This is a genomic window from Nonomuraea sp. NPDC049269, from assembly GCF_043197155.1.
GTDB lineage: Bacteria > Actinomycetota > Actinomycetes > Streptosporangiales > Streptosporangiaceae > Nonomuraea.
The window spans coordinates 453117-477736 of sequence record NZ_JBICSO010000010.1 but is presented as its reverse complement, the minus strand read 5'-3'; the positions used below and the strand labels follow the sequence as shown (position 1 = coordinate 477736).

Here is a 24620-nt window from a genome sequence, read left to right as displayed (position 1 = left end):
TCACATCTTTCCTAGAGGTTCAGCGGAGACGGGCGGCAGGCCGCCGCGCCCGCGTCGATGCGTGTCGTCACGGCGCCGCTCCGGCGTGCGTGTCCACGCCCAGGTCGGCCAGGAGCCTGCGGCGCAGCTCGACGAACTCCTGGTCGGTGCGGTCGCGCGGCCGATCCAGGCTCACGGTCAGGTCGGTGACGAACCGACCTTCGCGCAGCACCGCGATCCGGTCGGCGAGCAGGATCGCCTCCTCGACGTCATGGGTGACCAGCACCACGGCAGGGCGGTGCCGGGCGCACAGCTCGGCGATCAGGTCCTGCATGTGCAACCGGGTCAGCGCGTCAAGGGCGGCGAACGGCTCGTCGAGCAGGAGCAGCTCCGGCTCGCGTACCAGGGCCCTGGCCAGCGCCACCCGCTGGGCCTCACCCCCTGACAGCGTCGCGGGCCAGGCGTCGGCGTGCCCGCCCAGCCCCACCTCGGCGAGCGCCGCCAGCCCTTTGGCCCGGGCGGCACGGCCCTGCCCGATGATGACGTTGGCGAGGGCGCGCTTGGAGGGGACGAGCCGCGGCTCCTGGAACACCACCGTGCGCACCGGCGGCACCAGCACGCTTCCGCCGGTCGCGGCGTCCAGACCGGCGAGAATGCGCAACAGCGTGGTCTTGCCGGTGCCGCTCGCGCCGAGCAGCGCCAGGAACTCCCCGCGCCGCACCTCCAGGTCCACCCCGTCCAGCACGGCGCGCTCGCCGAAGACCTTGCGCAGCCCCGTCGTGCGTACGGCCAGGCTCATCGCAGCGTCACCGCCTTGCGCCAGGGCATCGTGGCCCGTTCGGCCAGCCGCAGCGCCAGGTCGGCCAGCAGCCCGATCACGGCGTACAGCAGCACGCACAGCGCCAGGATGTCGGTGCGCAGGTAGTCGGTGGCCCTGGCCATGAGATAGCCGAGCCCGGCCGTCACGTTGATCTCCTCGGCGGCGATGAGCGCGATCACGCTCAGCGTGGTGGACAGGCGCAGCCCGGCGAAGATCGACGGCAGCGCGCCGGGCAGCACCACCTCGCGGGCGATCGCCAGGCGGCCGAGCCCGAACGAGCGGGCCGCCTCGACGACCTTGCGGTCCACGTTGCGTACGCCGCTGGAGACGTTGACGTACATGGGGAACGTGCAGGCCACCCCGATCAGCAGGATCTTGGACGCCTCCTCGATGCCGAACCAGACGATGAACAGCGAGGTCAGCGCCAGGAACGGGATGGCGCGCAGCGCCTGCATCGAGGAGTCCACCAGCTCCTCGCCCAGCCTGGTGAACCCGGAGACGACACCGAGCAGCAGCCCGGTGGACGCGCCCAGCACCAGGCCGAGGCCCGCCCTGGTGACCGACACGCGCAGCGCCTCCTGCAGCTGGCCGTCCGCCCACAGCTCGCCGAAGGTCGCGACGACGTCCTGGGGGCCGGCGAGCACGTCCTTGGTGAGCGCGCCCGACGTTGTGGCCGCGTACCAGGCCGCGAGCAGGAGCACGGGGCCGATGATCCGCAGCGCGAACGTCAGCCCGGGCGGCCGCCCGGCGGTGCGGGGCGGGTTCGGCGCGACGAGCCCTTCGAAGGTCGTGCTCATTGCTTCGGGTTCCCGAGCGTCGTCACGTCCACGACGTGCTGGGAGACGTCCAGCGGCGCGGTGAGCACCTTCTGGTCGAGAAAGAACTTCGCCACGTCCTGATATTTCGCGATCTCGCTAGCGGTGACCGCCTGAGCGGGTTTGCCCTTCTTCTGGATGTCCACCACCAGGTCCTTCTGCGCGCCCTGTACGGCCTGCGGGCCCGCCTGGGTGAAGACGTTCAGGTACGCGGCCGGATCGGCGATCTCCTTGGCGCTGCCGTCACGGATGAACGCGAACAGGGCCTTGACCACCTCCGGGTGCTCGTCGAGGAGCTTGTTCGCGGCCACGTAGATCACGTAGTTGTCGGACTTGATCGCCTCGCCGTCGGCCAGGATCCGGGCGTCCAGATCCGTGACGGCGGGGATGAGGAACGTGGAGAACGTCGACCACGCGTCCACCTTGCCCGAGCCGAACACCGGCGCGGTCTGCGGCGGCGGCAGGTAGACGCGCTTGACCTTGTCCACCGGGACCTTGAACGTCTGCAGCGCCTTGAGCAGCAAATACTCGCTGGTGCCGCCGTGGCCGACGGCCACGCTGCGCCCGGCCAGGTCGGCGACCGACTTGATCGGCGAGCCCGTCTTGACCACGATCCCCTCGCCCGCCAGGTCGGGCGGCACGGTGGCGAAGATCTTGAAGCTGGGTTTGACGGCCAGGGCGGTGACCCCGGCGGTGATCGAGCCGGTGGCGACGTCGAGCGAGCCGGCGTTGATCGCCTGGGCGGCCGGGGCGAACACGGAGAAGTCGCCGGCCCACTTGATCTTCGCGTTGACCTTGGCCAGGGCGGCGTCCAGGCTGCCGTCCTTCTTCGCGACGGCCAGGAAGCCGCTGTTGCCGGGGTCCGCCATCCTGACGACGACCTGCTCCTGCGCGCCGGTGGCTGTTGTGCCGCCGCAGGCCGCTGTCAGCAGGACAAGGGGGACGGCGAGCAGCAGCTTACGCATCGGTGACTCCTTGCAAAGGGGTGTGATCGGCCCAGGCCGCGACGTCCACGGGTGATTCGAGGAAGCCGTGGCCGCGCAGGAAACGCTCCTGCTCGGCCAGCAGGTCGAGACGTTCGGGGGAGAGGTCGAGGTGGAGTGAGGCGCCGGGGACGTAGGCGGCGGTCACGCCCGCCGTGCCCGCGCCGGTCTCGGCGCCGAGGATCCTGGCCACCTCCGCCGGATGCTCCGTGGCCCAGTCGGCGGCGCGCAGCAGGACGCCCAGGAAGCGGGCGACCACGTCGGGATGCTCGTCCAGGAGCCGCTGGTGCACGGTGATCGGACGGGGGGTGCCGTTGTTGATCCTCGCCCGACGGTCCGGTACGGCGTCCAGGTCGATTCCCACCTCCGCGCCATGACGCAGAGCGGCCTCGACGGCGAGCGCGCCCTTGACGTAGACCGCGTCCACGTCGCCGGCGGCCAGCGCGGCCAGTTCGGACTCCCACTGGCCACCGCCCGGCTCGGCCTCGACGTCGACCAGCTCCGCGTCGCCCAGGCCGAGCCCGGCCAGTGACAGCGCGCCGTGGAAGCCGTGCAGCGCCATGGCCCGCCAGAAGTCGATCGCGATGCGGTGCCGAGGTACGGCCAGACGCCGGCCTTTGAGCTGCTCGGGGCGCTCCAGGCCCGTGCCGCCGCGCACCAGGATGGCCTGCCGCTCCTCGATCCAGGTGAGTCCGATGAGCCGGGTGGCCTCGCCGCGGGAGCGCGCCCACAGCGCGGGCACGTTGCCGCCCTCGCGGAACAGGCCGGTCAGCGCGTGGGTGTAGTGCGTCTCGCGGGGGACGCCGGGCGCGTCGTCCTGCAGGGACCTGACCTCGATCCCGTCGGCGGCGAACTCCCCGGCCAGCCAGCCCTGGTCGGCCGCGATGCCGGTCGCGGTCGGCACGGGACAGCGGGTGAACCAGAGGGTGTCGAGTGCGGCTGTGGTCATGCGGGAGAGTTTGCTAGTAAATTGGTAGGAAATGCAAAGAATATCCCGCGATGCGGGAAGATCTTTTCGCCGAAACGGCTCTCACCTGGGCTCGGCTCTCCCTACTCGGAACTCGGAGATTCCCGCATGGCAGCAGAAGGTGGCGTTCAGGCCGTACACAGGGCGATCAGCATGCTCGGCTGCTTCGGTGGCGGGGATCCCTCGCTCAGCCTGTCGGACCTGTCGCGCAGGATGGAGCTGCCCACCTCCACCACGCACCGCCTGGCCAGGACCCTGGCCGGCGCGGGGTTTCTCGAACAGGAGGCGTGGACCGGCCGTTACCGGCTCGGGCCGTCGATCACCGAGCTGGGGCAGCTCTCCTTCCACCGCCGCGGCCTGCACAGGATCGCGCCGGAACTCGCCGAGCTGGCCCGTGTCACCTCCGCGACCGTGGACCTCGCCGTACGCAACGGCAGGTACGCGGTCATCCTGAGTGGCGGCTCGCTCAACCCCGACAGCGGTGTCGGCCTGCGCCGGCCCCTGCACTCCACGGCGCTGGGCAAGGTGCTGCTGGCCTGGGCGCCGGAGGGCAGGGCGGACCTGGAGGCGCTCGGGCCCCTGCGGGCGCTGACCGGTCGCACGATCGTGGACCACGCCGAGCTGCGTGCCGAGCTGGGCAAGGCTCGCGAAGCCGGCTACGCGCTCAACGACGGGGAGTCCTACGACGGCATCCGGACGGTCGCGGTGCCGGTGCTCGACCGGCTCGATCACGTGCGCTACGCGCTCGCGGTGCGCTCCACCCCGCGCGTGATGAGCGACGCGCGGATCGGCTGGTTCGTCACGCACGCGCGGGCCTGCGCCCGGGCGCTGGAAGTGCTACTGCTCCCGCCCGCCGAACGCAGGCCGAGCGCGTCCGAGTGAGGTCGGCCTACAACGGGAAGTGCGGCTCCCGGTGAGTGCGAAGCACCGCGTCGAGCTGGCTGCGGACGAGGCCGTCGAGGGTGAGGGTGATGAGGCGTTCGCCGATGTCGGCCATGCGCAGGCAGGAGGCATGGAGTTCTGAGGCTTCGTCGTCCAGGCCGCCGGCGAGCATGGCGGCCAGGCCGCTGTAGGTCGCGGCGTGCTCGGTGACCGCCCGTACCCAGGTGCCCAGCGCGGCCGGCCCCGCCTCGGCGGTGAGGCCGTCGCCGAGCTCGAACAGGGCCTCGTTCCGCTCGCGCAGCAGCGCGCCGACCAGCGAGCGGCGGCTGGGGAAGTGGCCGTAGAGCGTACCGATGGCCACGCCCGCGGCGCGCGCGATGCTCTCCAGGCTGGCCTCGACGCCCCGTTCCCGGAAGGCGGCGTCGGCCTCGGTCAGGAGGCGCTCGTAGTTGCGGCGGGCGTCGGCCCGGGGGCGGCGGGCGCACATGATCCTGGTCACCGGAGCCACCGGCTCCATCGGCACGCACCTCGTCCGCTTCCTGCTCGATCGCGGCGTCCCCTTCAGGGCGCTGGTCCGTGACGAGTCCAAGGGACGGGCCCTGGGCTGCGAGTTCGTGGTGGGCGACTTCGACGACCCCGGCTCGCTCGCCGCCGCGATGCGGGGCGTGGACCGGTTGTTTCTCAACGCCGGCGGCGCCCAGCCGGTGGACGGCGAGCAGCCGATGATCCGCCAGCAGCGCGCCGCCATCGACGCGGCCCGCGCCGCCGGCGTGTCCCGGGTGGTGAAGATCTCGGTCTGGCACGCCCATCGGGGCGGACGGCTGGCCGAGGGTGCGCACTGGGAGATCGAGGAGCACCTCAAGGCGTCGGGACTGCCCTGGTCGATCCTGCAGCCCAGCGGGTTCATGCAGAACTTCGTCACCGGGACCGGCGCCTTCACTGCCGACGGCAGGCTGGTCGGCCCGTACGGGAACGCGGGGGTGTCTAATGTCGACTGCCACGACATCGCCGCGTGCGCGGCCGCACTCCTGACCGGGTCGACCGGCCTCGGCCAGACGTACGTGGTGACGGGCCCGCGGGCGCTCACCCATGCCGACATCGGCCGGGAGCTGTCCGCGGCGCTGGGCCGGACCGTCGGGCAGGTCGAGCTGTCGCCGGAGGAGTTGGCCGCGGCGCTGCGCGCGCAGGGGCTGCCGGCGCGGTTCGCCGACGACATCGCCGAGCTGTCCCGGCAGGTGGCGACCGGCTCGCTGGAGGCGACGACGGCCACGGTGCGGGCGCTGACCGGCCGCGAGCCCCGCACCTTCACGGAGTTCTTGGCGGCCAACGCCCGGGCGCTCCGGGCCGGCCTGGCCGCCACCATGAGCTAAAACCTACTAAACCAGTAGGTCTTGACGGCTTTAGGGTGGGCGTGTTGAGCTGAGATTCGCTGACGAACATCAGAAAGGCCTCGGCTCATGCCTGTGGAGTTCCTTGGGATCGGCGGGACCAACGACGGCTCGGAGACCTCTCCGCGCTCCGGTCTCTCCTTCGACAAGCAGTACACGCTGCGGCTCGCGCGTGCTCACCAGGAGTACGGCTGGGACCGGGTGCTGTTCGCCTACGGCTCGGGCTCGCCCGAGCCGGCGCAGGTGGCGGCCTATGTGGCGGCCAGGGTCGAGGATCTGCAGATCCTCCTGGCGCACCGGCCGAACGTCTCCTACCCGACGTACGCGCTCAAGACCTTCGCCACCCTCGACCTGATCAGCGACGGGCGGCTGACGGTGCACTTCATCACCGGCGGCAACGACCACGAGCAAGGCAGGGAGGGCGACGTCCTGACCAAGGACGAGCGCTACTCCAGGACCAGGGAGTACATCCAGATCGTCAAGAAGGGGTGGACGTCGAAGGAGCCGTTCGACCACGAGGGCGAGCACTACTCGTTCAAGGATTTCGTCTCGGACGTGTTCCCGGCGCAGCATCCGCGGCCGAGGGTGTCCTTCGGCGGTTCGTCGGAGGCCGCCTACACGGCCGGCGGGGCGGAGGCCGACATCTACTGCCTGTGGGGGGAGCCGCTGGCCGAGACAGCACAGCAGATCGCCTCCGTCGAACAGGCGGCGAAGCAGGCGGGGCGCGCTGACGTACCCACATTCCAGGTGGCGTTCCGGCCGATCATCGCGCCGACCGAGGAACTGGCGTGGGAGAAGGCGCGGCGCATCCTGGGCGACCTGCACCAGGCGAAGGGGAACCGGCGCCGGCTGTCCGGCCCGCCGCAGAACGCCGGCTCGCAGCGGCTGCTCGCGGTCGCGGCCAAGGGCGAACTGCACGACCGCGCGCTGTGGACGCCGACCGCTGCGGCCACGGGCGGAGGGGGCAACTCGACGGCGCTGGTCGGCACCCCCGAAACCGTCGCGGAGGCCCTGCTGGACTACTACGACCTGGGCGTCGAGATCCTCTCGGCCCGTGGCTACGCCATCCTGGACGACGCCATCGACTTCGGGCGGTACGTGATCCCGCTGGTCCGCGAGGGGGTCGCCGAACGGGACCGGCAGCGGGCGGCCCGGGCACCGCTGCGCCCGGTCGCGCCGTGACCATATCCTTCGCCGTCCTGGACGACCCGATACGTGCCTCGCTCCTCGGCGCGCACGCCCACCTCGCCGAACGGCGCGGCCGCGTGCTGCGTTATCCACCCGACGTCGCGCCGTTCCTGTCGATGCCGCCCGACCCCGGCCCGGCCGACTGGGACGATGTCGCCGCGCTGGCGGGACCCGGCCGGAAGGTGTCCCTGCCCGGTGCGGTGGCGGCGCCGCCGGCCGGCTGGGAGGAGGTGGCGAACATTCCGGGGGTCCAGCTCACCGGTGAGCTCGTTCCGGGTGCGTACGACACCGACGCGGTCCGGCTGGGCCCGGCGGACGTGCCGGAGATGCTGGATCTCGTCGAGCGGACAAAGCCGGGCCCGTTCCTGCCGCGTACTGTCGAGCTCGGCGTCTACCTCGGCCTCCGGTTCGGCGGCGTGCTGGTGGCGATGGCCGGCGAACGCCTGCACCCGCCGGGCTGGACCGAGATCAGCGCCGTCTGCACCGACCCCGCCTACCACGGTCGCGGATTGGCGACCAGGCTGGTGCTCGCCGTCGCCGCGGGCATCCGGGGCCGGGGCGAGACGCCGTTCCTGCACGCGTCGGCCGCCAATGTCGGCGCGATCCGCCTGTACGAGCGGCTCGGCTTCCGCCTGCGCCGCACCACGAACTTCCGCACCGTAGGCGTCCCGGCGCGGATCGTCGAGCGCGCTGCTCTCACCCTCGCAACAGCGGGAGAAGCTGATCGCCCTGACGCTTGATCTCCGGCAGGTAGGGAGTGTCGGAGAGCACGAAGTGGGTGACGCCGAGCGCCTGGTATTTGCGCAGCGACTTCGCCACATCCTCGGCCGAGCCGACCAGCCAGGTGGTGCCCGCGCCGCCGCCGCCGAACTTGCCCGGGGCGGTGTAGAGGTTGTCGTCGAGCACTTCACCCCGCGCGGCCAGGTCGAGCAGCCGCTGCTGGCCGACGGCGGCGTGCCGGTTCGGGTCGCGCGAGATGTCACCTCTCGCCATCTCCGCCACCTTGGCCTCGGCGTCGGCCCAGGCCTGTTCGGTGGTGTCCCGTACCAGCGTGGTGATCCGCAGCCCGAACTCCAGCGGAGCGTGCTCGCGTCCGAGCTTCTCGCCGAGACGCCTGAGCCGCTCGATCCGCTCGCCGACGCCGTCGAGTGGCTCGCCCCAGAAGAGCTGGACATCGGCCTCGGTGGCGGCCACCTGCTCGGCGGCTTCGGAGGCGCCGCCGAAGTAGAGCCGGGGATGCGGGCGTCCGTCCCGGACGGCTGTCGGCGGCACGACGGTGGAGCCGGTGACGCTGAAGTGTTCGCCGTGGTAGGTGACGTTCTCCTCGCTCCACAGCTTGCGCACGATCTGGATGAACTCCTTGGTACGGGCGTAGCGGTGGGCCTGGTCGCCTTCGCTGTCGCCGTACGCCGCCAGGTTGTCCTTGCCCGACACGATGTTGACCAGCACCCGCCCCCCGGTGAGATGGTCCAGGGTGGCGGCGGCGGAGGCGAACTTGGCCGGGTGCCAGTAGCCGGGCCGGACCGCGATCAGCGGCTGGAACGTCGTCGTCCGCGCGGCCAGCGCGGCGGCGACCGTGAACGTGTCGGGCCGTCCCCAGCCGGTGCCGATGAGCGCCCCACCCCACCCGTGCTCCTCAAGAGCCTTGGCGTGGCCGGCGAGCGTTTCCAGGCTGTTGTGGTCCGTGACGACGTCGTCACCGCGGTGCCCGGGGTGCGCCTGATTCGGGATGTACCAGAGGAACTCGAGGCTCATCAAACGGGTCCTTCCTGACTTGTGACTCAGATTACCTTTAAAACCTACTGTTCATGTAGGTAAAGTGTAGATTGTGACGACGTTGCTTCGGTACTCCAGGCGCGAGATTGACTTCGCTTTCTTCGCCGGCGCGCTGTGTCCGCGCTGATCGGCTCTCTCACACCGTCCGCATCGAGCAACGAGGAACGTTCATGTCAGACCTTCGCAGTTCCATCGAGCGCGCCGCTCCCCGGCGCAAGACATGGCCCTGGGCCGCCGGTGCCGTCGCCGTCCTCCTCCTCGCCGGCGGCGGGTTCGCCGTCACCCGCGGTGGCGGCTCCGTCGGCGCGGCCACCGGTGGCGGCGCGCCCGTCCGTGGCGGCACGCTGCAGTTCGCGCTGATCGACTATCAGCGCAGCCCCGACCCGCAATGGGGCACCAACTACGCCGAGTCGCTCATCGGCAACAACATCACCGACAAGCTGACCTGGCAGGACCCCAAGACCGGCGAGATCACGCCGTGGCTGGCGCGGTCGTGGGAGTACAACAAGGACCTGACCGACTTCACCTTCCACCTGCGCAAGGACGTCACGTTCAGCGACGGCAGCCCGTTCGACGCCGAGGCGGTCAAGGCGAACTTCGACCAGTATGTGCACGGCGACCAGAAGCTGGGCATCAACCCCAACGGCGCCGCCCTGCTGTCCGGCTACATCGAGACGCGGACCCCGGACCCGTACACCGCCGTCGTCCGCTTCAAGAAGCCGCTCGCGAGCTTCCTGCAGGCCTCCTCCTTCACCGCCAACGCGCAGCCCGGCTTCCTGTCGCTCTCGACGCTGCGGCTCAGCGCGAAGGAGCGCAACGCCCCGAAGAAGGTGATCGGCACCGGTCCCTTCGTGTACGACTCGTGGGAGCCGCAGGTCAAGACCGTCCTGGTCCGGCGCAAGGGCTACACCTGGTCCCCGCCGGCGCTCAAGCACGAGGGCGAGGCGTACCTGGACAAGGTCGTGTTCAACACGATCCCGGAGGCCAGCGTCCGGACCGGCTCGCTGGCGTCCGGCGCGATCGACGCCACGCTGGACGTGGGCACCACGGACGAGAAGTCGCTGGCCGACCAGGGCTTCACGATCATCCACCGAGCCGTCTCCGGTACCGCCATCCTCTTCAACTTCAACTCCCAGCTGTTCCCGACCAACGACATCGCGGTGCGCAAGGCGATCCAGCTCGGCTGGGACCGTGAGGCGATCAGGAAGACGGTGCTCACCGACTCCTACTCCACCGCCACCTCGATCCTCGAACCGTCGGTCTCCGGGTACGCGGACTACAGCGGCTCGGTCCTGAAGTACGACCCCGAGAAGGCCAAGGAACTCCTCCAGGAGGCCGGCTGGAGCGAGGGCCCCGACGGGATCCGCGTCAAGGACGGCAAGAAGCTCGTGGTCAAGCTGCTCGGCATCAGCAACCTGGTGGTGAACAAGCCGGCCTACGAGTCGATCCAGCAGGACCTGAAGAAGATCGGCATCGACCTGCAGCTCACCGTCGTCCCCATCCCGGACTACACGGCCAACCTGGCCAAGGCGAAGACCGACTGGAACGTCACCGCGTCCAACCGCTCGCGTAACGACCCCGCGGTCCTCAACCTCCAGTACAGCCCCCTGCTCGGCAACGTCACCTACCTCGCCAAGGAGTCCACGGGGGTCGACGTGGACGAGGTCACCCGGACCGTGGGCAAGCTCGACCAGACGCTCGACCCCGCCGCGCGCGAGCAGTACGCCAAGGCGGCGCAGGACCTCCTGCTCGACAAGTACGCGCTGGTCAACCCGGTCTACAACCCGGCGCAGGTGATCGCCCACGCGAGCTACGTCCACGGGATCGTCTTCGACGCCCAGTCCCGCAACCACTTCGTGGACGCGTGGAAGAGCAACGGGAAGTGACGCGCTACCTGGCGCTGAAGGCCGGCCGGGCGTTGTTCGTGGTCTGGGCCGCGTTCACCTTGACCTTCGTCCTGCTGTTCGTGCTGCCGGCCGACCCGGCCGATCTGCTCTTCGACCCCGCCGAGATCAACAGCATTCCGCCGCAGGTCCGCGAGCAGGTGGCGGAGAGCTACGGCTTCGACAAGCCGGTGTTCCTGCAGTACTTCGACCGGCTGGGACACGCGCTGACCGGCGACTTCGGCAACTCGGTGCAGTCGGGGCGGCCGGTCACCGACACGATCCTGGACGCGCTGCCGAGCACTCTCGTCCTCGCCTCCGGCGCTCTGGTGCTGGCGCTGCTCATCGCCTTCGTGATCGCGCTCGTGACGACCTCGACCCGCCGTCCATGGGTGCGCGACCTGGTCGAGGCCCTGCCGTCGGGCGCGGTCTCGGTGCCGGTCTTCCTGTCCGGCATCCTGATGCTGCAGATCTTCTCCTTCCGGCTGGGCTGGTTCCCGGCCTTCGGAGACAGCGGCGCGGGCAGCATCGTCCTGCCGTTGATCACGCTGGCCGTCCCGGTGTCGGGTCCGATCGCGCAGCTCCTCGTCCGCAGCTTCGCCACCGAGTTCCGCTCCGGCTACGTCACGACGAGCTATGCGAAGGGCGGCACGCGCAACGGCATCATCATCCGCGACGTCTTCCGCAACGCCGGCCTGCCGGCGCTCACCATCGCCGGCATCACGTTCGGCAACCTGATCGCCGGCTCGGTCATCACCGAGACCGTCTTCGCCCGCAAGGGCATCGGCCGGCTGACCCAGGCCGCGATCAACACGCTGGACGTCCCGCTGGTGCAGGGGATCGTCGTGCTGGTGGCGGCCAGCTTCGCGCTGATCAACCTGATCGTCGACCTGATCTACCCGCTGCTGGATCCGCGGCTGCGGGCCACGCTCGCCGTCGCCTGAGGAGGATCGTGATGACCGTCCAACTCGCCGCCCCCGCCCTCGCGAACCCGCTGGTCAAGCGCCTCGGTGAGCTCACGCGGCAGCCGATCCTCGTGGGGTCGTGGATCGTCGTGCTGGTCGTGATCGGCTGGGCCGTCGCCCCCGGTCTCTTCACCTCCTACAGCCCCTACGACGGCGACACCGGCGCGAGCTTCGCGCCGCCGAGCGCGGAGCACTGGTTCGGCACCGACCGGCTGGGCCGGGATCTGTTCGCGCGCAGCGTGTACGGAGCGCACACGACCCTGACCGCGACCCTGCTGGCCGTCCTCATCGCCTTCGGCGTCGGCACGCTCATCGGGCTGCTCGCCGGCTTCGTCGGAGGGATCATCGACACCGCGGTCATGCGGGTGGTCGACGTGTTCCTGGCGATCCCGAGCCTGCTGCTCGCGATGGTGGTGGTCTCGGTCCTGGGCTACTCCACGCAGAACATCGCCCTGGCGGTCGGCATCTCCTCCATCGCCTCGTTCGCGCGGGTGATGAGAGCCCAGGTGCTGGCGGTCGTGACCCAGGACTACGTCAAGGCGGCGTACGGGCTCGGTGTCGGCCGGCTCGGGGTGATGGTCCGGCATGTCGTTCCCAACTCGCTCAGCTCGGTGATCGCGCTGGCCGCACTCGAGGTCGGAACGGCCGTGCTCGCCGTCGCCTCGCTCGGCTTCCTCGGCTACGGCGCGCCGCCGCCGCAGCCGGAGTGGGGCCTGCTGGTGGCCGAGGGCCGGGACTACGTCGCGGTCCACCCCTGGGCCTCGATCCTGCCCGGCGTGGCGCTCGCGATCGTCGTCATCGCCACCCACCGCATCAGCACCTCGTACCGGAAGGAGCACCGCCGATGACCGACCCGCCTGAGGATCCGCTGCTGCGGATCACCGGCCTGGCGATCGACTATCGGTCGGGACGCCGCGAGTGGACGCCCGCCGTCCGAGGCGCCGGCCTCCACGTGGAGCCGGGTGAGTTCGTCTCGCTCGTGGGGGAGTCCGGCTCCGGCAAGACCACCCTGGTCCAAGGGGCGCTCGGCCTGCTGCCCGCCGCCGCGCGGATCCGCGGCGGCTCGATCGCCTACTCCGGCGTCGACGTCACCGGCTGGAACGACCGGCGGATGGCGCTGGTACGGGGCAACTACGTGGGTTTCATCCCGCAGGACCCCAACACCTCGCTCAACCCGGTCAAGAGGATCGGGCAGCAGGTGATCGAGGCGGTCCGGTTCAACGAGCCCGAGGCCCGCAAGGCGGCCCAGCACACGGCGGCCACGCTGGAGAGCCTGCGCACAGCCGGGCTCAAGGACGCCGAGCGGGTCTTCCACCAGTACCCCCACGAGCTCAGCGGCGGCATGAAGCAGCGTGCGCTCATCGCGATCGCGCTGGCGGGCAAACCGAAGATCATCGTGGCCGACGAGCCCACGAGCGCGCTCGACGTCACCGTCCAGAAGGTCATCCTCGACCACCTGGCACGGCTGCGCGAGGAGCTCGGCATCGGCATTCTCCTGGTCACCCATGACCTCGGCGTCGCGCTGGACCGCTCCGACCGGATCCTCGTCATGCGCGACGGCGAGATCGTGGAGGAAGGCCCGGTACGCCAGGTGCTGGAGAACGCGGCCGACGACTACACCCGCCGGCTGCTCGACGCGGCCCCCGCCCGGCACACCGGCCGGCTCCGGCCCGCGTCAGGCGCGCGGCCGGACCCCGCCACCGCGCCGGCGGTGCTGCGGGCACACGCGCTCACCAAGACCTACCACCTGCGCGGCCGAGGGCGGAGACGTGAGCTGCGCGCGCTCGACGGCGCCGACCTGATCGTCCGCAAGGGCACCACGCACGCCATCGTCGGCGAGTCCGGCGCGGGCAAATCGACGCTGGCGAGCATCCTGGTCCGCTTCACCACCGCCGACAGCGGCACGGTGCACGTCGGCGATCGGGAACTGACCGGCCTCAGGCGCGGGCAGCTGCGGGAGCTCCGCCGGGACCTGCAGTTCGTGTTCCAGAACCCGTTCACCTCGCTCGACCCGCGGTTCACCGTCGGCAAGACCATCGCTGAGCCGCTGCACGCCTTCGGCGTGGCTTCCGGCAGGGCGCGGGTGGTCGAGCTGCTGGAGGCGGTGGCGCTGGACGAGAGCTTCCTGCACCGGCTCCCGAGCCAGCTCTCCGGCGGTCAGCGGCAGCGGGTCGCGATCGCGCGGGCGCTCGCGCTCAACCCCGAGATCCTGGTGCTCGACGAGGCGGTGAGCGCGCTCGACGTGTCGGTCCAGGCCCAGATCCTGCAGTTGCTGGTCGACCTGCAGGCCGCGCTCGGGCTCAGCTACGTGTTCGTGACCCACGATCTGGGCGTCGTACGCCTGATCGGCGACGACGTCACGGTGATGAAGGACGGCGCCGTGGTCGAGACCGGCCCGGTCGAGCAGGTGTTCGGCTCGCCGCGGCATGACTACACCCGGGAACTGCTGGACGCGATCCCAGGAAACCGGCTCGCCGTCGCACGTTAAGGAGAGACGTCAAGGAGAAGATCGTGCTGCACATCAACGTCAACATTCTCAACGCGGGCGTCTTCGGCGGCTCGTGGCGGTTCCCGGGCACCGACGGCACCGCCGCCTACACGATCGAGCACTACACCTCGATCGCGAAGAAGGCCGAGGAAGCCAAGCTGGACGCGGTGTTCCTGGCGGACGGCCCGTTGCTCGACCCGTCCATCAGGCACCGCCCTGGCAACAACCTGGAGCCCACGACGGTACTGGCGCGGATCGCCGCCCAGACCGAGCGGATCGGCCTGATCGGGACGTTGTCATCGTCCTACAACGACCCGGTCGAGCTGGCCCGCAGGCTCGGCGACCTCGACTACGTCAGCGGCGGTCGCTTCGGCTGGAACGTCGTGACCACCGCCGGGCCGGTCGCGGCGCGCAACTTCGGCCGCGCCGGCGAGCCCGAGCACGCGTTGCGCTACCGCCGCGCCGCCGCGTTCACCGAGCAGGTCGTCGCCGGCTGGGCGGCCCGGACAGAGCTCGTCTCCCCGCAGGGCCGGCCGGTCGTGGTCCAGGCCGGCGGCTCCAGCGACGGCCGCAGGCTCGCCTCCCGGGTCGGGGAGGTGATCTTCTCCGCAGACCAGGATCTCGACCATGCCCGCGCGTTCCGCGCCGAGATCCGGGCCGGCGCGGCCGGGTTCGGGCGGCGTCCCGAGGAGATCGTGGTCCTGCCCGGACTGTCCACCGTCGTGGGCGGCACCGAGGCCGAGGCCAAGGCCCGGCGTGAGCTGCTGGACGAGATCCTTCCCGACGCCTACGCCCGGGCCCGGCTCGCCGGTCAGCTCGGGATCTCCCTCGACGGGCTGTCCGACGACGAACCGATCCCGGCCGAGCTGCTCGTCGATCCCGACGAGGCCGGCGGTTCACAGACCTTCTACCGGGTCGTCAAGGCGATCATCGACGCGGAGCGGCCGACGCTCGGCCGGCTGCTGAAGAAGCTCTCCGGCGGCGGGGGGCACCGGATCGTCGTGGGGACGCCGGAGCAGATCGCCGACGACATCGAGCTGTGGTTCCGCGCGGGTGCGGCGGACGGCTTCAACGTGATGCCCGACGTGCTGCCGTCCGGTTTCGCCGACTTCGCCGACCAGGTGGTTCCCGAGCTGCGGCGTCGTGGCCTGTTCCGCACCGAATACGACGGGACGACCCTCCGCGACCATCTCGGACTCGGCCTGCCCGCGGTGCCGGGCCGGGTCCCTCAACCGGAAGTGATCTCCTCATGAGTACAGTCATCCAGCTCGCGCTCGCGGTCGGGGAGCCGACCGGCCACCCCGCTCCGGTGTCGCTCGCGGACGCCGTCGCCATCGCGGCGGTGGCCGAGGAGACCGGGATCGCGGCGATCCGGCTCCTGGACGGCCGGGCGCTCGACCCGACCGTGGTGGGCGCCTACCTCGCCGGCATCCACGGTGACGTCGGTTACGTCGCCGAGCTGCCCACGACCCACAACGCTCCGTACAACGCCGCACGGCGCGTGCTCTCCCTCGACCGGGCGACCGGCGGCCGGAGCGGCGTCGCGCTGCGGGCGGGCGGGGGAGACGAGGTGAGCCAGGCGACCGCTCCGGACCCCGGCGCGACCGATCCCGCCCGGCGCTGGACGGAGTACGCCCACGTGCTGGCCCGGCTGTGGGAGTCGTTCCCGCGCGCGGCGCTGATCGGCGACCAGGAGGCGGGGATCCTCGTCGAGGACGCGCGCATCAAGCCGATCGGCCACGAGGGCTCCTTCTACCGGGTCGCCGGTCCGCTGGACGGGCCGTCGTCGGTGCAGGGACGCCCGGTCGTCGTCGCCGACCTGGGCGCCCTTGACGCGGCGGCGGTCGCGGAGTCCGCGGACGTCGTCGTGGTCGAGCCGGAGCAGGCCGCCGGTGCGGACGCCGCGCTGACGCGGGCGCTGCGGCGAGCCGGTCGTTCCCGGGCGGACATCGTGCTGCTCGGCCGGGTCGAGGTCGTGGTGGAAGACCCGGCCGCCGGGCCCGCCATCGCCGCGGCTGCCGCTGAGGATCTTCGTACCTGGGGTGAAGCGCACCGGTTGGATGGATTCGAGCTGGTGCCCACAGGTGACACCGCGGCGGTGGTCAGCCTGCTGCGGGCGTTGGTGCCACGGCTGGCGGACGCGGCCGGCTCGTCGCCCCCGACCCTGCGGGCCGCGTTCGGCCTGCCCGAGCTCGCGGCGGTGCCGGCATGATCGGCATCGAGCACTACACCGTTGAGGGCATCCGCGCCGCCGTCTCCCCGATCTTGGAGCGCCTCCGTACCGGTGCCCATCAGCGCGAGCTCGCCCGCGAGTACGCCTTCGACGACGTCCGGGCGCTCGCCGGGCAGCGGATCACGCTGGTCGGCATCGCCCAGGAGGACGGCGGCGCCGGCGGCTCGCAGCGGGACGTGATCGACCTGGTCGTCGCCATCGCCCGGGCCGACTCCAACGTGGCCCAGGCGCTGCGCGGCAGCTTCCTCACCGCCAATCAGGTGGCGAGCCGCCGCGACCTGCCCCACCGGGCGTCGACGCTACGGCGGCTGCGCGCCGGCGACCTGTTCGCCGGCACCGCCAACGAGCGTACCGGCGGCGCCAGCGGGTCCGTCAGCACCACCATCCGGCGGGACGGCGACGGGTACGTCATCGACGGCGAGAAGTACTACTCGACCGGCGCCCTGTACGCCTCATGGTTCTCGGGCCTGGCCCAGGACGAGGACGGGACCCTGCTGGGCTTCACGGTGCCGGTGGATCGCGAGGGCGTGGAGCGGCTCGACGACTTCGACGCGGTCGGCCAGCGGCTGACCGCGAGCGGCACCACGCGGCTGAAGAACGTGCGGGCGCACGAGCACGAGGTCGTGGCCCGCGACAACACCCGGCTGGACAACCCCTGGCTGGGCTCGTTCGCCCAGCTCTACCTGGCGGCGGTCGAGGCCGGCATCGCCGCCGCGGCGCTCGACGACGCGATCTGGTTCGCCCGGGAGAAGGCCCGGCCGATCAAGCACAGTACGGCGGGCAGGAGCATCGAGGACCCGTACGTGCGCGAGACCGTGGGCGAGATCGCCGCCCGGGCCCAGGCCGCCCGATCGGCGGTGCTGCTCGCCGCCGAAGCGCTGGAGAGCGTGCGCGGCCTGTCGGGTCAGCGGGCGCGTGCCGCCGGCGCGGAGGCGGCGGTCACCGTGGCGCAGACCGGCGTGATCGCCATCGAGTCCGCGCTGCGGGCCGCCGAGCTGCTCTTCGACGTCGCGGGCGGCTCGATCACCAACCGTGACCTGGGCTTCGACCGGCACTGGCGCAACGCCCGCACGGTCGCCAACCACAACCCCAGGCAGTGGAAGGCGGCGGTGGCGGGGGCGTACCACCTGACCGGCGAGGACCCGCCGACGACCGGTCTGTTCTAGAGAGGAATTCCATGACCGACCGCATACTGGGCCGCACCGGCGTCCTGGTCAGCCCGCTCACCCTCGGCACCATGAACTTCGGCCGGTGGCAGGAGGAGGGTGAGAGCATCAGGATCATCCAGACCGCCCTCGACGCCGGCATCACGGCCCTCGACACCGCTGACGTCTACGCCCAGGGCGTGTCGGAGGAGATCGTCGGCAAGGCGATCAAGGGCCGCCGCGACGACGTCTTCCTGGCCACCAAGTTCCACGGGCAGATCGGCGACAACCCCCGGCACGCCGGCAACTCGCGCCGCTGGATCATCCGCGCCGTGGAGGACAGCCTGCGCCGGCTCGGCACCGACCACATCGACCTCTACCAGGCGCACCGGCCCGACCCGCACACCGACCTGCTGGAGACGCTGCGGACGCTCGACGACCTGATCCGCCAGGGCAAGATCAGCTACTACGGCACCTCGGTCTTCCCGGCGCACCAGCTCGTCGAGGCGCAGTGGCTGGCCGGCAAGCACGGGCTCATCGCCCCGCACACCGAGCAGTTGCCGTACTCGCTGCTCGTCCGCAGCGCCGAACGGGAGGTCTTCCCCGTCGCGCGCAAGTACGGCGTCGGCGTTCTCAGCTACGGCCCGCTGGCCGCCGGCTGGCTGTCCGGCAAGTACCGACTCGACGGCGAACAGCCGGAGTCGGCGCGCGCCGATCTCATCCCCGGCCGGTTCGACATCGGTGCCGAACGCAACCGGCGCAAGCTGGCCGCCGCCGACGCGCTGGCCCGGCTCGCCGAGGACACCGGCCTGACGCTGGTCGACCTGGCCCTGGCGTTCGCGCTCAACCACCCGGCGGTCAGCAGCGTGATCATCGGCCCGCGCACGCTCGACCACCTGGAGAGTTACCTCAAAGCGGCCACCGTCAGGCTCAGCGAGGACGTCCTCGACCGCGTCGACGAGATCGTCGACCCGGGCACCCACTTCCTCGAACGCGACACCGGCCGGGACACCCCGTCCCTCCAGCCGGCCGCCCTCCGCCGGGGGAACCGCTCATGAGCCGCTACGAGAAGATGGAGTACCGGCGCGCCGGGCACTCGGGTCTCGACCTGCCGGCCTTCTCCTTCGGCCTGTGGCAGAAGTTCGGCACCGACCACCCGTACGAGACGCAGCGCGACATCCTGCTGCACGCCTTCGACCTGGGCATCACCCACTTCGACAACGCCGACCGGTACGGCCCGCCGCACCGCGCCGCGCAGCAGGTCTTCGGGCAGGTGCTCAAGCGGGACCTGGCCCCGTACCGGGACGAGCTCATCCTCTCCACCAAAGCCGGCAACCCCATCGGCCCCAGCCCGTACCTGAAGGGCGGATCACGCAAGTCGCTGCTCACCTCGCTGGAGCACAGCCTGCGCGACCTGGGCACCGACCACGTCGACATCTTCTACAGCCACCGCGCCGACCCGACCACGCCGCTGGAGGAGACCGTCGGCGCCCTCGTCAGCGCCGTCGAGCAGGGCAAGGCGCTGTACGCGGGCATCTCCAACTACGCCCCCGAGCGGGCACACGAGGCGGCCGAGCTGCTGCGCCGGGCCGGGGTGCCGCTGCTGGTCCACCAGCCGCGGTACTCGATCTTCGATCGCCGGCCCGAGCTCGACGGCCTGCTCAAGCTGGCGGCCGAGGACGGGTTCGGCCTGATCGTCTACTCGCCGCTGGCGCAGGGCCTGCTCACGAACAAGTACCTCGACGGCATCCCGGCGGGAGCGCGCGCGGAGAACAGCGCGTTCCTGTCGCCCGACGTCATCGACGACACCTACCGGCAGCGGGCCGCCGCGCTCGACCGGATCGCCGAGCGGCGCGGCCAGTCTCTGGCGCAGCTGGCCCTTCAATGGGTGCTCCGGCAGCCGCAGGTGACCTCGGCACTCATCGGAGCCAGCTCGACGGCGCAGCTGGACCACAACGTCAAGGCGCTCGACTTCCCGCCGCTGACGGAGGAGGAGCTGGCGCTGATCGACGAGCACGGCGTGCACGGGACCGGAGTGAGGCTCTGACATGGCTGACCTGATCGGGGCGGGTGTCGAGGACGGCCGGCCCTTCCGCCTGGGATTCCTGCTGCACCTCGACAGCGACCTGCCACCGGCCCGGGCCTACCGGGAGGCGATCGACCTGTTCGTGGCCGCGGAGGAGCTGGGCTACGACTCGGGATGGGTCATCCAACGGCACTTCCGCCAAGGCAAGGAGCACGTCTCCGCGCCGCTGGTAGTGCTCGCCGCGATCGCCCAGCACACTACGCGGATCCGGCTGGGCACCGGCGTCGTGGTGCTTCCCCTGGAGGATCCCCTCAAGGTCGCCGAGGACGCGGCGACGCTCGACGAGCTCAGCGGCGGCCGACTGGAGCTGGGAGTGGGGTCGGGGCCCTTCCCGGGAGCTTGGGAGGCGTTCGGGAAGGACCTGGCCGACCGGCACAAGCTCTTCGAGGCTTCGGTGGCGCGGCTCCACGAGGTGCTGGAGGGCGTGGCGCTCAACAGCCTCGGCGAGGTGCTCCATCCGCCCGGGGCCGGTGTACGTTCGCGGCTGTGGCAGGCCACCACCGGCGACCCGTCACTGGCGGTCTCGGCGGCGGCCGCCGCGGGCCGTGCCGGCGACGGGCTGCAGCTCTCCCGCGCCACCGGCTGGCGCGGCACCACCGTGCGCGAGGCCCAGCAGCAGCAGGCCGAGTGGATCGCGGCCTACCGCGCGGCGGCCCGTCAGCCCCGGGTGCAGGTCTCCCGGGCCGTCTACCCCCATCCCGACCGGGCGGAGGCGATCCGTTCGGTCACGCCCGGCGCCCGCCGTTGGCAGGGCTGGCTGTCCGCCAAGCGCGACGTTTCGGGGCTCAGCGTCGAGGAGTACCTGGAGGCCGACCGCGCGCTGCTCGGGCCACCGGAGGCGCTCGCCGCCGAGCTGGCCGCCGATCCGGCGTTGCGGCAGATCACCGACCTGCTGGTGAGCTTCGTCCCCGGCGTACCCGAGTTCGACGAGCACGTCCGCCTGCTCACCGCCGTCGTGCGGGAGCTGGCACCGCAGCTTGGCTGGCGCCCTGCACCCTCCGCAAAATCCCTATCAAATAACTAGGAAAGGCATGAAATCGGATAAGGGATGTGCCATAGTCCCGGCCATGAGCTTGGACGAGATCCGCCCGAAGAGCGCTCGTGCCGCCTCTCCGCTGACCGCCGCCGTCTCGACGGCGCGCTGGATCAGATCCGCTGGGGTCGATGGCGAGCACGGCCGACACTGGGTGGCCAACCCCGACCCGCACGGCAGATCGGCGGTCGGATCGCAGCCTCGATCCCTGTATTCGGGGGCGGCCGGAGTCGTGCTGTTCTTCCTGGAACTGGCCGTCGCCACCGGGCAGGAGGCGTACCTGGAGGACGCGCGGGGCGGGGCCGAGTGGCTCGCGGCCACCTGGCGGCGGGACGACGATCTGTCGCTCTACCACGGGCTGACCGGCACGATGATCGCGCTGATGGAGGCCGGGTGGGTGCTCGGCGACGACCGGCTCACCGCCGAGGCGGCGGCCGTCGCCGAGTTGATCGTCAGCAGCGGGCGCACCGGCGCGGACGGCTTCGGCTGGACGCACGACCCGACGCAGCGCGGCGACGGCGGCATCATCCTGGGCCTGCTGCGCGCCGCCACCCAGCTGGGGATGCCCGCCTACGAGGCGGCGGCGGTGGAGGCGGGCCTGCGCATCGCCCGATTGCCCGTTCCCGGCCACCGTCTCGGCGACGTCGACGGCGCGCCGCCGGACGCGATCACGCCCGGATTCCTCGCCGGCACCGCCGGCACGGTGTTTCTCCTCGCCCGCCTGTACGGAGTGACCGGCGACGAGCGCTTCCTGCGCACCGCGCGCAGCGGGGCCGGCTTCGTCCGCGAGGTCAGCGTGCTCGGCGACCGATCGGCGATGGTCCCGCATCACGTGCCGCAGGCGCGCGAACTGCACTACGCCGGCTTCTGCTCGGGCGCGGCCGGGGTGGCCAGGATGTTCTACGAGCTGTACCGGGTGACAGGCGATCCCGGCGACCTGGACTGGATGGAACGGCTGGCGCACGGCGTGGTCGACAGCGCCGCCCCGCCGCGCAGGACGGACGGCTACTGGAACGTGGCTTGCCAGTGTTGCGGCACGGCCGGCCTGGTGGAGCTGTTCGTCGGGCTGTGGGCGGTCACCGGGAGGGCGTCCTGCCTGGAGTTCGCCCGTACTCTCGCCGCGGACCTGGTCGCCCGCGCCACCGACCACGAGAGACGCGGCTACCGCTGGTACCAGGCGTACCGGCGGTTGCGGCCCGGCGAGGTGAGCGCGGACACCGGCTACATGGTCGGCGCGGCGGGCATCGGCGCGGCCCTGCTCCACCTGGACGCGGCCGGGCAGCCGGACCGGCCGCGCCGGGTCCTGCTCCTGCCCGACAACCCTTTCCCCGCGATCCCCGTACCGCCGACCGCGCTTGTCCAGACCCCATGACCTGCGTTATTCCGTGCGGCCGACGACCACGTCCAGGAAGATCGGCTTCTTGGACGACAGCAGCTGGGTCCCGGCCTCGTCGGTCATCTTCCAGTAGATCTTGCATCTGCCGGGGGAGTCCGACGCGTGGACGCGTACCGCGATGTCGACGGACTCGCCCGGCTGGACCGCGCGGATCTCGACCCGTTTGGGGGCGCGGCACGGGGTGTCGTTCAGCCGGGTGAGATAGCGTCCCCGCCACGGGATGGTGCCGGTGTTCCTGATCCGCCAGATCTTCGTGAACTCCGTCCCCGTCTTCACCACCGTGCCGTCCGGATGGGTGACGTCCTGCTCGAAGGCCGAATCGTCGTAGGGGGAGGCGGCCCGAGCCGGGGTGTCCCGCGCGGCGGGCTCGTCCTTTCCGGAGAGCGGGGCGAGCCAGGTGAAGAGGGCGGCACCGGCGGCGGCGGTCGCGACCGCCGCGATCACGGCCGGCCTGGTCAGGGGAGACCGGGCTCGTCGTGCGGGGTGCTCCGCCGAACGGACCTCTGCCTCGATGTGCCCGGCGCGGGTCTCGTCGTGGTCCGTACGGCCCTCGGTGGTCTCGCTACATACGACGGCGCTGGCGGCCCGCTCCCAGTGGGCTCGCCACTCGCGCCTGGCCTCCTCGGGGTCCTGGCTCAGCCGGTCGACGGCGAGGACCCGGACGAACTCCCACGTCGTCTCCCAGGTCGGCAGCACCTGCCCCCGGGCGGCGGCCGCCAGCGAGGACTTCGAGGCCGCCGCGCCCATACGGGTCGCCATCTCCGCGAAGGACGGGTCGCCCGCCTCCGCCTTGAGCTCCCACAGCCGATACGCGAGGGCCGCCACCGGGCCCGCGCCCGGTTCTGGCCGGACCGGCTTTCGCCCGGGCCGCGCTCCCCTGCCCGTCCACTGCGGGTCAGGCTCGTCCACCTGCGAGCCTGATGTCCCGGATAATTCCGGCATCTTCACCTGCCCTGTCCGGCACCGTCATCCAGCCGTGCCGACGACCCTGGCATGGCCTGTGCCACCTGAGAGCAAATGAGATTACCTGAATTGTCCTAATACGTCTGGAATTCTGCGGTTTGCTCGGACGTCGTGGTCATTCACCCGCGCATGCCCGGAAGCCGTACTCCGCCGCGAAGGACCGCAGCGCCTTCTCGTTCTCGTCCGGTTCCAAGGACTGTTCCACCGCCTTCTTCGCCTCGCCCTCCCTGCCCGCGCGCAGCGCCGCCTCCGCGCTTGCGCTGAGCTGACGCAGGGTCGCGGTCAGTGCCCTGGCGGGCACGAAGAACCTCTCCCGCACCCGCGGGACGTCACCGCCGGGCGGCGCGATCGCTTCTATCGCGGCGATGGTGCCGGCCATCGACTCCGACGCGCGGCGGAGTTCGTCCACCTCCTCGCGCAGGTTCGCGGGTGGTTCCTCGCGGAGATCCGACTGCCGGGACGCTTCCTCGCACACCGCGTCCACGGCGGCGATGTACTGCCTTTTGACGTCTTCGTACGGTGCCTCCTCCGCCACCGAGACCGTCGCCCACAGCACGAAGGCCAGGGCCGGCACAACCCCGCCGACGATCACACTCCACACCGGGACATGCCTTCTCGCACGCGATCCCATCCGCCGCTCACTCCTTCGGAAGAAAACGCCCTTGGCGCTCTCGCGAGCGCCAAGGGCTGAAGTCCGGCCGAGCTACGTCCCCGTCCCAGCCCGGGATCAACACCGGATCCGGCGCTCCTGCGTCCGCTTGTACAGGGTGGCCACTTCGCTGCCACGCAGGACGGAGTAGAGATGCACCTTCGTCTGGTTGCGGTAGAGCTGGCTACCGCCGGAGCACTTCCACGAAGGGGTCGTCGTCACGGTGAACGCCGCCCTTCCCTTCTTCACCTCCGAGGTGGCCTTCGTCCGCCAGAAGCCGAGGCCGCGATACTGCTGGAGAGTCGTCTTGACCACGGCCCGGCGGCCCCACTCGCCTTTCTCGCAGTGGACCTGCCTGCTGGTCGTGATGCGGTCGCCGCTCTTGTACGGCGTGATTATCCGCTGCCAGCCCTTGCAGCGGTCGTGGTACCCGATCCCCAGGTAGGCCTTCGCCGACCAGCCCGGCGCCAGGACGGCCGAGCCGTCCGAGACGGCGGTGACGCCCAGCCCCGCCTGCGCTGACGCCGACGACCCCGCCATGAGCCCGGCCGTCAGGCCGACGACGAGCGCCGCTCCTGTAATCCCTTTTCGTCCGACCATCGGATCTCCTTTCAAAGAAATCCTCTGCACTATCCGACTCGGGAGTCCCCGACCAACCGCGCACAGCGATTCAGCGGAATATCCGCACGCTGCCAATGGCGCCGATATCGAACACCGGCACTGGGAACGGCAACACTCTGACCGCCCATGCCGGAAAACGGCAAGCGATCTGCCCCGTCCGATCATCCAGATGTTGTCCAGAGCTATTAGGACAATCAAATTCGCAGGTCAGGAACTTGCTACAGGGATTCGACCCACGCACCAGGGATCCCGTGCCCGCCGCTTCGTCACGCCAAGGGGCCCTCCCGGCTGCCGTGCCGAGCGCCGGTGGTGGCGCGTCCACGCCGTCCGTGCCACACTCACTGTTATAGAACTCATCGA

Annotated in this window: 24 protein-coding genes; 15 read left to right on the top strand and 9 right to left on the bottom strand. The window is 71.0% G+C overall.

Annotated features, from left to right (window positions below):
- Nucleotides 1-67 precede the first annotated feature (67 nt).
- The 4 genes from ACGFNP_RS48595 to ACGFNP_RS48580 are packed head-to-tail and all read right to left on the bottom strand — an operon-like array spanning nucleotide 68 to nucleotide 3546.
- Nucleotides 68-778 (bottom strand): ABC transporter ATP-binding protein, encoded by a 711-nt coding sequence (locus tag ACGFNP_RS48595; protein WP_393329914.1) that lies wholly within the window; start codon nucleotides 776-778, stop codon nucleotides 68-70.
- On the bottom strand, nucleotides 775-1596 hold the full coding sequence (locus ACGFNP_RS48590) for an ABC transporter permease (protein WP_393329912.1): 822 nt from the start codon (nucleotides 1594-1596) through the stop codon (nucleotides 775-777). The genes ACGFNP_RS48595 and ACGFNP_RS48590 overlap by 4 nt, the downstream gene beginning before the upstream one ends.
- On the bottom strand, nucleotides 1593-2579 hold the full coding sequence (locus ACGFNP_RS48585; protein ID WP_358327612.1) for an ABC transporter substrate-binding protein: 987 nt from the start codon (nucleotides 2577-2579) through the stop codon (nucleotides 1593-1595). The genes ACGFNP_RS48590 and ACGFNP_RS48585 overlap by 4 nt, the downstream gene beginning before the upstream one ends.
- Nucleotides 2572-3546 carry an ABC transporter substrate-binding protein gene (locus ACGFNP_RS48580; RefSeq protein ID WP_358327610.1) on the bottom strand — a complete coding sequence of 325 codons (975 nt, stop codon included), beginning with the start codon at nucleotides 3544-3546 and terminating at the stop codon, nucleotides 2572-2574. The genes ACGFNP_RS48585 and ACGFNP_RS48580 overlap by 8 nt, the downstream gene beginning before the upstream one ends.
- Nucleotides 3547-3672: 126 nt before the next feature.
- On the opposite strand from ACGFNP_RS48580, the gene ACGFNP_RS48575 reads away from it, so the two are divergent.
- Nucleotides 3673-4446 carry an IclR family transcriptional regulator gene (locus ACGFNP_RS48575; RefSeq protein ID WP_393329910.1) on the top strand — a complete coding sequence of 258 codons (774 nt, stop codon included), beginning with the start codon at nucleotides 3673-3675 and terminating at the stop codon, nucleotides 4444-4446.
- Nucleotides 4447-4453: 7 nt separating this feature from the next.
- On the opposite strand, the gene ACGFNP_RS48570 is transcribed toward ACGFNP_RS48575, so the two are convergent.
- A complete protein-coding gene (locus tag ACGFNP_RS48570) occupies nucleotides 4454-4963 on the bottom strand; it encodes a TetR/AcrR family transcriptional regulator (RefSeq protein ID WP_393329908.1) in 510 nt (169 codons plus the stop codon).
- Here ACGFNP_RS48570 and ACGFNP_RS48565 point away from each other — a divergent pair.
- The 3 genes from ACGFNP_RS48565 to ACGFNP_RS48555 all read left to right on the top strand — a co-directional run bounded on the left by ACGFNP_RS48565 (nucleotide 4932) and on the right by ACGFNP_RS48555 (nucleotide 7762).
- Entirely contained in the window at nucleotides 4932-5816 is an 885-nt protein-coding gene (locus ACGFNP_RS48565) for an SDR family oxidoreductase (protein WP_358327604.1), read from the top strand. The genes ACGFNP_RS48570 and ACGFNP_RS48565 overlap by 32 nt on opposite strands.
- Nucleotides 5817-5903: 87 nt before the next feature.
- Nucleotides 5904-7016 (top strand): LLM class flavin-dependent oxidoreductase, encoded by a 1113-nt coding sequence (locus ACGFNP_RS48560; protein ID WP_358327602.1) that lies wholly within the window; start codon nucleotides 5904-5906, stop codon nucleotides 7014-7016.
- A complete protein-coding gene (locus tag ACGFNP_RS48555; protein ID WP_393329905.1) occupies nucleotides 7013-7762 on the top strand; it encodes a GNAT family N-acetyltransferase in 750 nt (249 codons plus the stop codon). The genes ACGFNP_RS48560 and ACGFNP_RS48555 overlap by 4 nt, the downstream gene beginning before the upstream one ends.
- On the opposite strand, the gene ACGFNP_RS48550 is transcribed toward ACGFNP_RS48555, so the two are convergent.
- Nucleotides 7719-8777: an LLM class flavin-dependent oxidoreductase gene (locus ACGFNP_RS48550; RefSeq protein WP_393329903.1), complete on the bottom strand. Its 1059-nt coding sequence runs from the start codon at nucleotides 8775-8777 to the stop codon at nucleotides 7719-7721. The genes ACGFNP_RS48555 and ACGFNP_RS48550 overlap by 44 nt on opposite strands.
- A gap of 191 nt (nucleotides 8778-8968) precedes the next feature.
- On the opposite strand from ACGFNP_RS48550, the gene ACGFNP_RS48545 reads away from it, so the two are divergent.
- From ACGFNP_RS48545 to ACGFNP_RS48495, 11 genes are read left to right on the top strand one after another with little or no spacing between them, the layout of a single operon-like run.
- A complete protein-coding gene (locus tag ACGFNP_RS48545) occupies nucleotides 8969-10684 on the top strand; it encodes an ABC transporter substrate-binding protein (RefSeq protein WP_393329902.1) in 1716 nt (571 codons plus the stop codon).
- Nucleotides 10663-11625 carry an ABC transporter permease gene (locus tag ACGFNP_RS48540; protein WP_393329900.1) on the top strand — a complete coding sequence of 321 codons (963 nt, stop codon included), beginning with the start codon at nucleotides 10663-10665 and terminating at the stop codon, nucleotides 11623-11625. The genes ACGFNP_RS48545 and ACGFNP_RS48540 overlap by 22 nt, the downstream gene beginning before the upstream one ends.
- Nucleotides 11626-11636: 11 nt before the next feature.
- Entirely contained in the window at nucleotides 11637-12494 is an 858-nt protein-coding gene (locus ACGFNP_RS48535; protein WP_393329899.1) for an ABC transporter permease, read from the top strand.
- Entirely contained in the window at nucleotides 12491-14134 is a 1644-nt protein-coding gene (locus tag ACGFNP_RS48530) for a dipeptide ABC transporter ATP-binding protein (RefSeq protein WP_393329898.1), read from the top strand. Before ACGFNP_RS48535 ends, ACGFNP_RS48530 begins: the two co-directional genes overlap by 4 nt.
- Nucleotides 14135-14157: 23 nt before the next feature.
- Complete coding sequence (locus ACGFNP_RS48525) at nucleotides 14158-15387, top strand: LLM class flavin-dependent oxidoreductase (RefSeq protein ID WP_358327588.1); 1230 nt, start codon at nucleotides 14158-14160, stop codon at nucleotides 15385-15387.
- Nucleotides 15384-16346, top strand: coding sequence for a hypothetical protein (locus ACGFNP_RS48520; RefSeq protein ID WP_358327586.1), 963 nt, complete (start codon nucleotides 15384-15386; stop codon nucleotides 16344-16346). The genes ACGFNP_RS48525 and ACGFNP_RS48520 overlap by 4 nt, the downstream gene beginning before the upstream one ends.
- Nucleotides 16343-17533, top strand: coding sequence for an acyl-CoA dehydrogenase family protein (locus ACGFNP_RS48515; RefSeq protein ID WP_393329897.1), 1191 nt, complete (start codon nucleotides 16343-16345; stop codon nucleotides 17531-17533). Before ACGFNP_RS48520 ends, ACGFNP_RS48515 begins: the two co-directional genes overlap by 4 nt.
- An 11-nt stretch (nucleotides 17534-17544) precedes the next feature.
- Nucleotides 17545-18570, top strand: a complete 1026-nt coding sequence (locus tag ACGFNP_RS48510; RefSeq protein ID WP_358327582.1) for an aldo/keto reductase — start codon at nucleotides 17545-17547, stop codon at nucleotides 18568-18570.
- Nucleotides 18567-19559, top strand: a complete 993-nt coding sequence (locus ACGFNP_RS48505; RefSeq protein WP_393329896.1) for an aldo/keto reductase — start codon at nucleotides 18567-18569, stop codon at nucleotides 19557-19559. The genes ACGFNP_RS48510 and ACGFNP_RS48505 overlap by 4 nt, the downstream gene beginning before the upstream one ends.
- A gap of 1 nt (nucleotide 19560) precedes the next feature.
- Nucleotides 19561-20622, top strand: coding sequence for an LLM class flavin-dependent oxidoreductase (locus ACGFNP_RS48500; RefSeq protein WP_393329894.1), 1062 nt, complete (start codon nucleotides 19561-19563; stop codon nucleotides 20620-20622).
- Nucleotides 20623-20665: 43 nt separating this feature from the next.
- Nucleotides 20666-22003, top strand: a complete 1338-nt coding sequence (locus ACGFNP_RS48495) for a lanthionine synthetase LanC family protein (protein ID WP_393329892.1) — start codon at nucleotides 20666-20668, stop codon at nucleotides 22001-22003.
- Between the two features lie 6 nt (nucleotides 22004-22009).
- On the opposite strand, the gene ACGFNP_RS48490 is transcribed toward ACGFNP_RS48495, so the two are convergent.
- From ACGFNP_RS48490 to ACGFNP_RS48480, 3 genes are all read right to left on the bottom strand, one after another.
- On the bottom strand, nucleotides 22010-22936 hold the full coding sequence (locus ACGFNP_RS48490) for an NBR1-Ig-like domain-containing protein (protein WP_393329890.1): 927 nt from the start codon (nucleotides 22934-22936) through the stop codon (nucleotides 22010-22012).
- A gap of 169 nt (nucleotides 22937-23105) precedes the next feature.
- Nucleotides 23106-23621, bottom strand: coding sequence for a hypothetical protein (locus ACGFNP_RS48485; RefSeq protein WP_393329888.1), 516 nt, complete (start codon nucleotides 23619-23621; stop codon nucleotides 23106-23108).
- A gap of 96 nt (nucleotides 23622-23717) precedes the next feature.
- Complete coding sequence (locus tag ACGFNP_RS48480) at nucleotides 23718-24239, bottom strand: hypothetical protein (RefSeq protein ID WP_393329886.1); 522 nt, start codon at nucleotides 24237-24239, stop codon at nucleotides 23718-23720.
- Nucleotides 24240-24620: the final 381 nt, after the last annotated feature.

Excerpts from the sequence above, each read along its gene's own strand:
- ACGFNP_RS48595 (WP_393329914.1), bottom strand. The coding sequence starts at position 778 with ATGAGCCTGGCCGTACGCACGACGGGGCTGCGCAAGGTCTTCGGCGAG.
- ACGFNP_RS48590 (WP_393329912.1), bottom strand. The coding sequence starts at position 1,596 with ATGAGCACGACCTTCGAAGGGCTCGTCGCGCCGAACCCGCCCCGCACC.
- ACGFNP_RS48585 (WP_358327612.1), bottom strand. The coding sequence starts at position 2,579 with ATGCGTAAGCTGCTGCTCGCCGTCCCCCTTGTCCTGCTGACAGCGGCC.
- ACGFNP_RS48580 (WP_358327610.1), bottom strand. The coding sequence starts at position 3,546 with ATGACCACAGCCGCACTCGACACCCTCTGGTTCACCCGCTGTCCCGTG.
- ACGFNP_RS48575 (WP_393329910.1), top strand. The coding sequence starts at position 3,673 with ATGGCAGCAGAAGGTGGCGTTCAGGCCGTACACAGGGCGATCAGCATG.
- ACGFNP_RS48565 (WP_358327604.1), top strand. The coding sequence starts at position 4,932 with ATGATCCTGGTCACCGGAGCCACCGGCTCCATCGGCACGCACCTCGTC.
- ACGFNP_RS48570 (WP_393329908.1), bottom strand. The coding sequence starts at position 4,963 with ATGGAGCCGGTGGCTCCGGTGACCAGGATCATGTGCGCCCGCCGCCCC.
- ACGFNP_RS48560 (WP_358327602.1), top strand. The coding sequence starts at position 5,904 with ATGCCTGTGGAGTTCCTTGGGATCGGCGGGACCAACGACGGCTCGGAG.
- ACGFNP_RS48550 (WP_393329903.1), bottom strand. The coding sequence starts at position 8,777 with ATGAGCCTCGAGTTCCTCTGGTACATCCCGAATCAGGCGCACCCCGGG.
- ACGFNP_RS48545 (WP_393329902.1), top strand. The coding sequence starts at position 8,969 with ATGTCAGACCTTCGCAGTTCCATCGAGCGCGCCGCTCCCCGGCGCAAG.
- ACGFNP_RS48535 (WP_393329899.1), top strand. The coding sequence starts at position 11,637 with ATGACCGTCCAACTCGCCGCCCCCGCCCTCGCGAACCCGCTGGTCAAG.
- ACGFNP_RS48530 (WP_393329898.1), top strand. The coding sequence starts at position 12,491 with ATGACCGACCCGCCTGAGGATCCGCTGCTGCGGATCACCGGCCTGGCG.
- ACGFNP_RS48520 (WP_358327586.1), top strand. The coding sequence starts at position 15,384 with ATGAGTACAGTCATCCAGCTCGCGCTCGCGGTCGGGGAGCCGACCGGC.
- ACGFNP_RS48515 (WP_393329897.1), top strand. The coding sequence starts at position 16,343 with ATGATCGGCATCGAGCACTACACCGTTGAGGGCATCCGCGCCGCCGTC.
- ACGFNP_RS48510 (WP_358327582.1), top strand. The coding sequence starts at position 17,545 with ATGACCGACCGCATACTGGGCCGCACCGGCGTCCTGGTCAGCCCGCTC.
- ACGFNP_RS48505 (WP_393329896.1), top strand. The coding sequence starts at position 18,567 with ATGAGCCGCTACGAGAAGATGGAGTACCGGCGCGCCGGGCACTCGGGT.
- ACGFNP_RS48500 (WP_393329894.1), top strand. The coding sequence starts at position 19,561 with ATGGCTGACCTGATCGGGGCGGGTGTCGAGGACGGCCGGCCCTTCCGC.
- ACGFNP_RS48495 (WP_393329892.1), top strand. The coding sequence starts at position 20,666 with ATGAGCTTGGACGAGATCCGCCCGAAGAGCGCTCGTGCCGCCTCTCCG.
- ACGFNP_RS48485 (WP_393329888.1), bottom strand. The coding sequence starts at position 23,621 with ATGGGATCGCGTGCGAGAAGGCATGTCCCGGTGTGGAGTGTGATCGTC.
- ACGFNP_RS48480 (WP_393329886.1), bottom strand. The coding sequence starts at position 24,239 with ATGGTCGGACGAAAAGGGATTACAGGAGCGGCGCTCGTCGTCGGCCTG.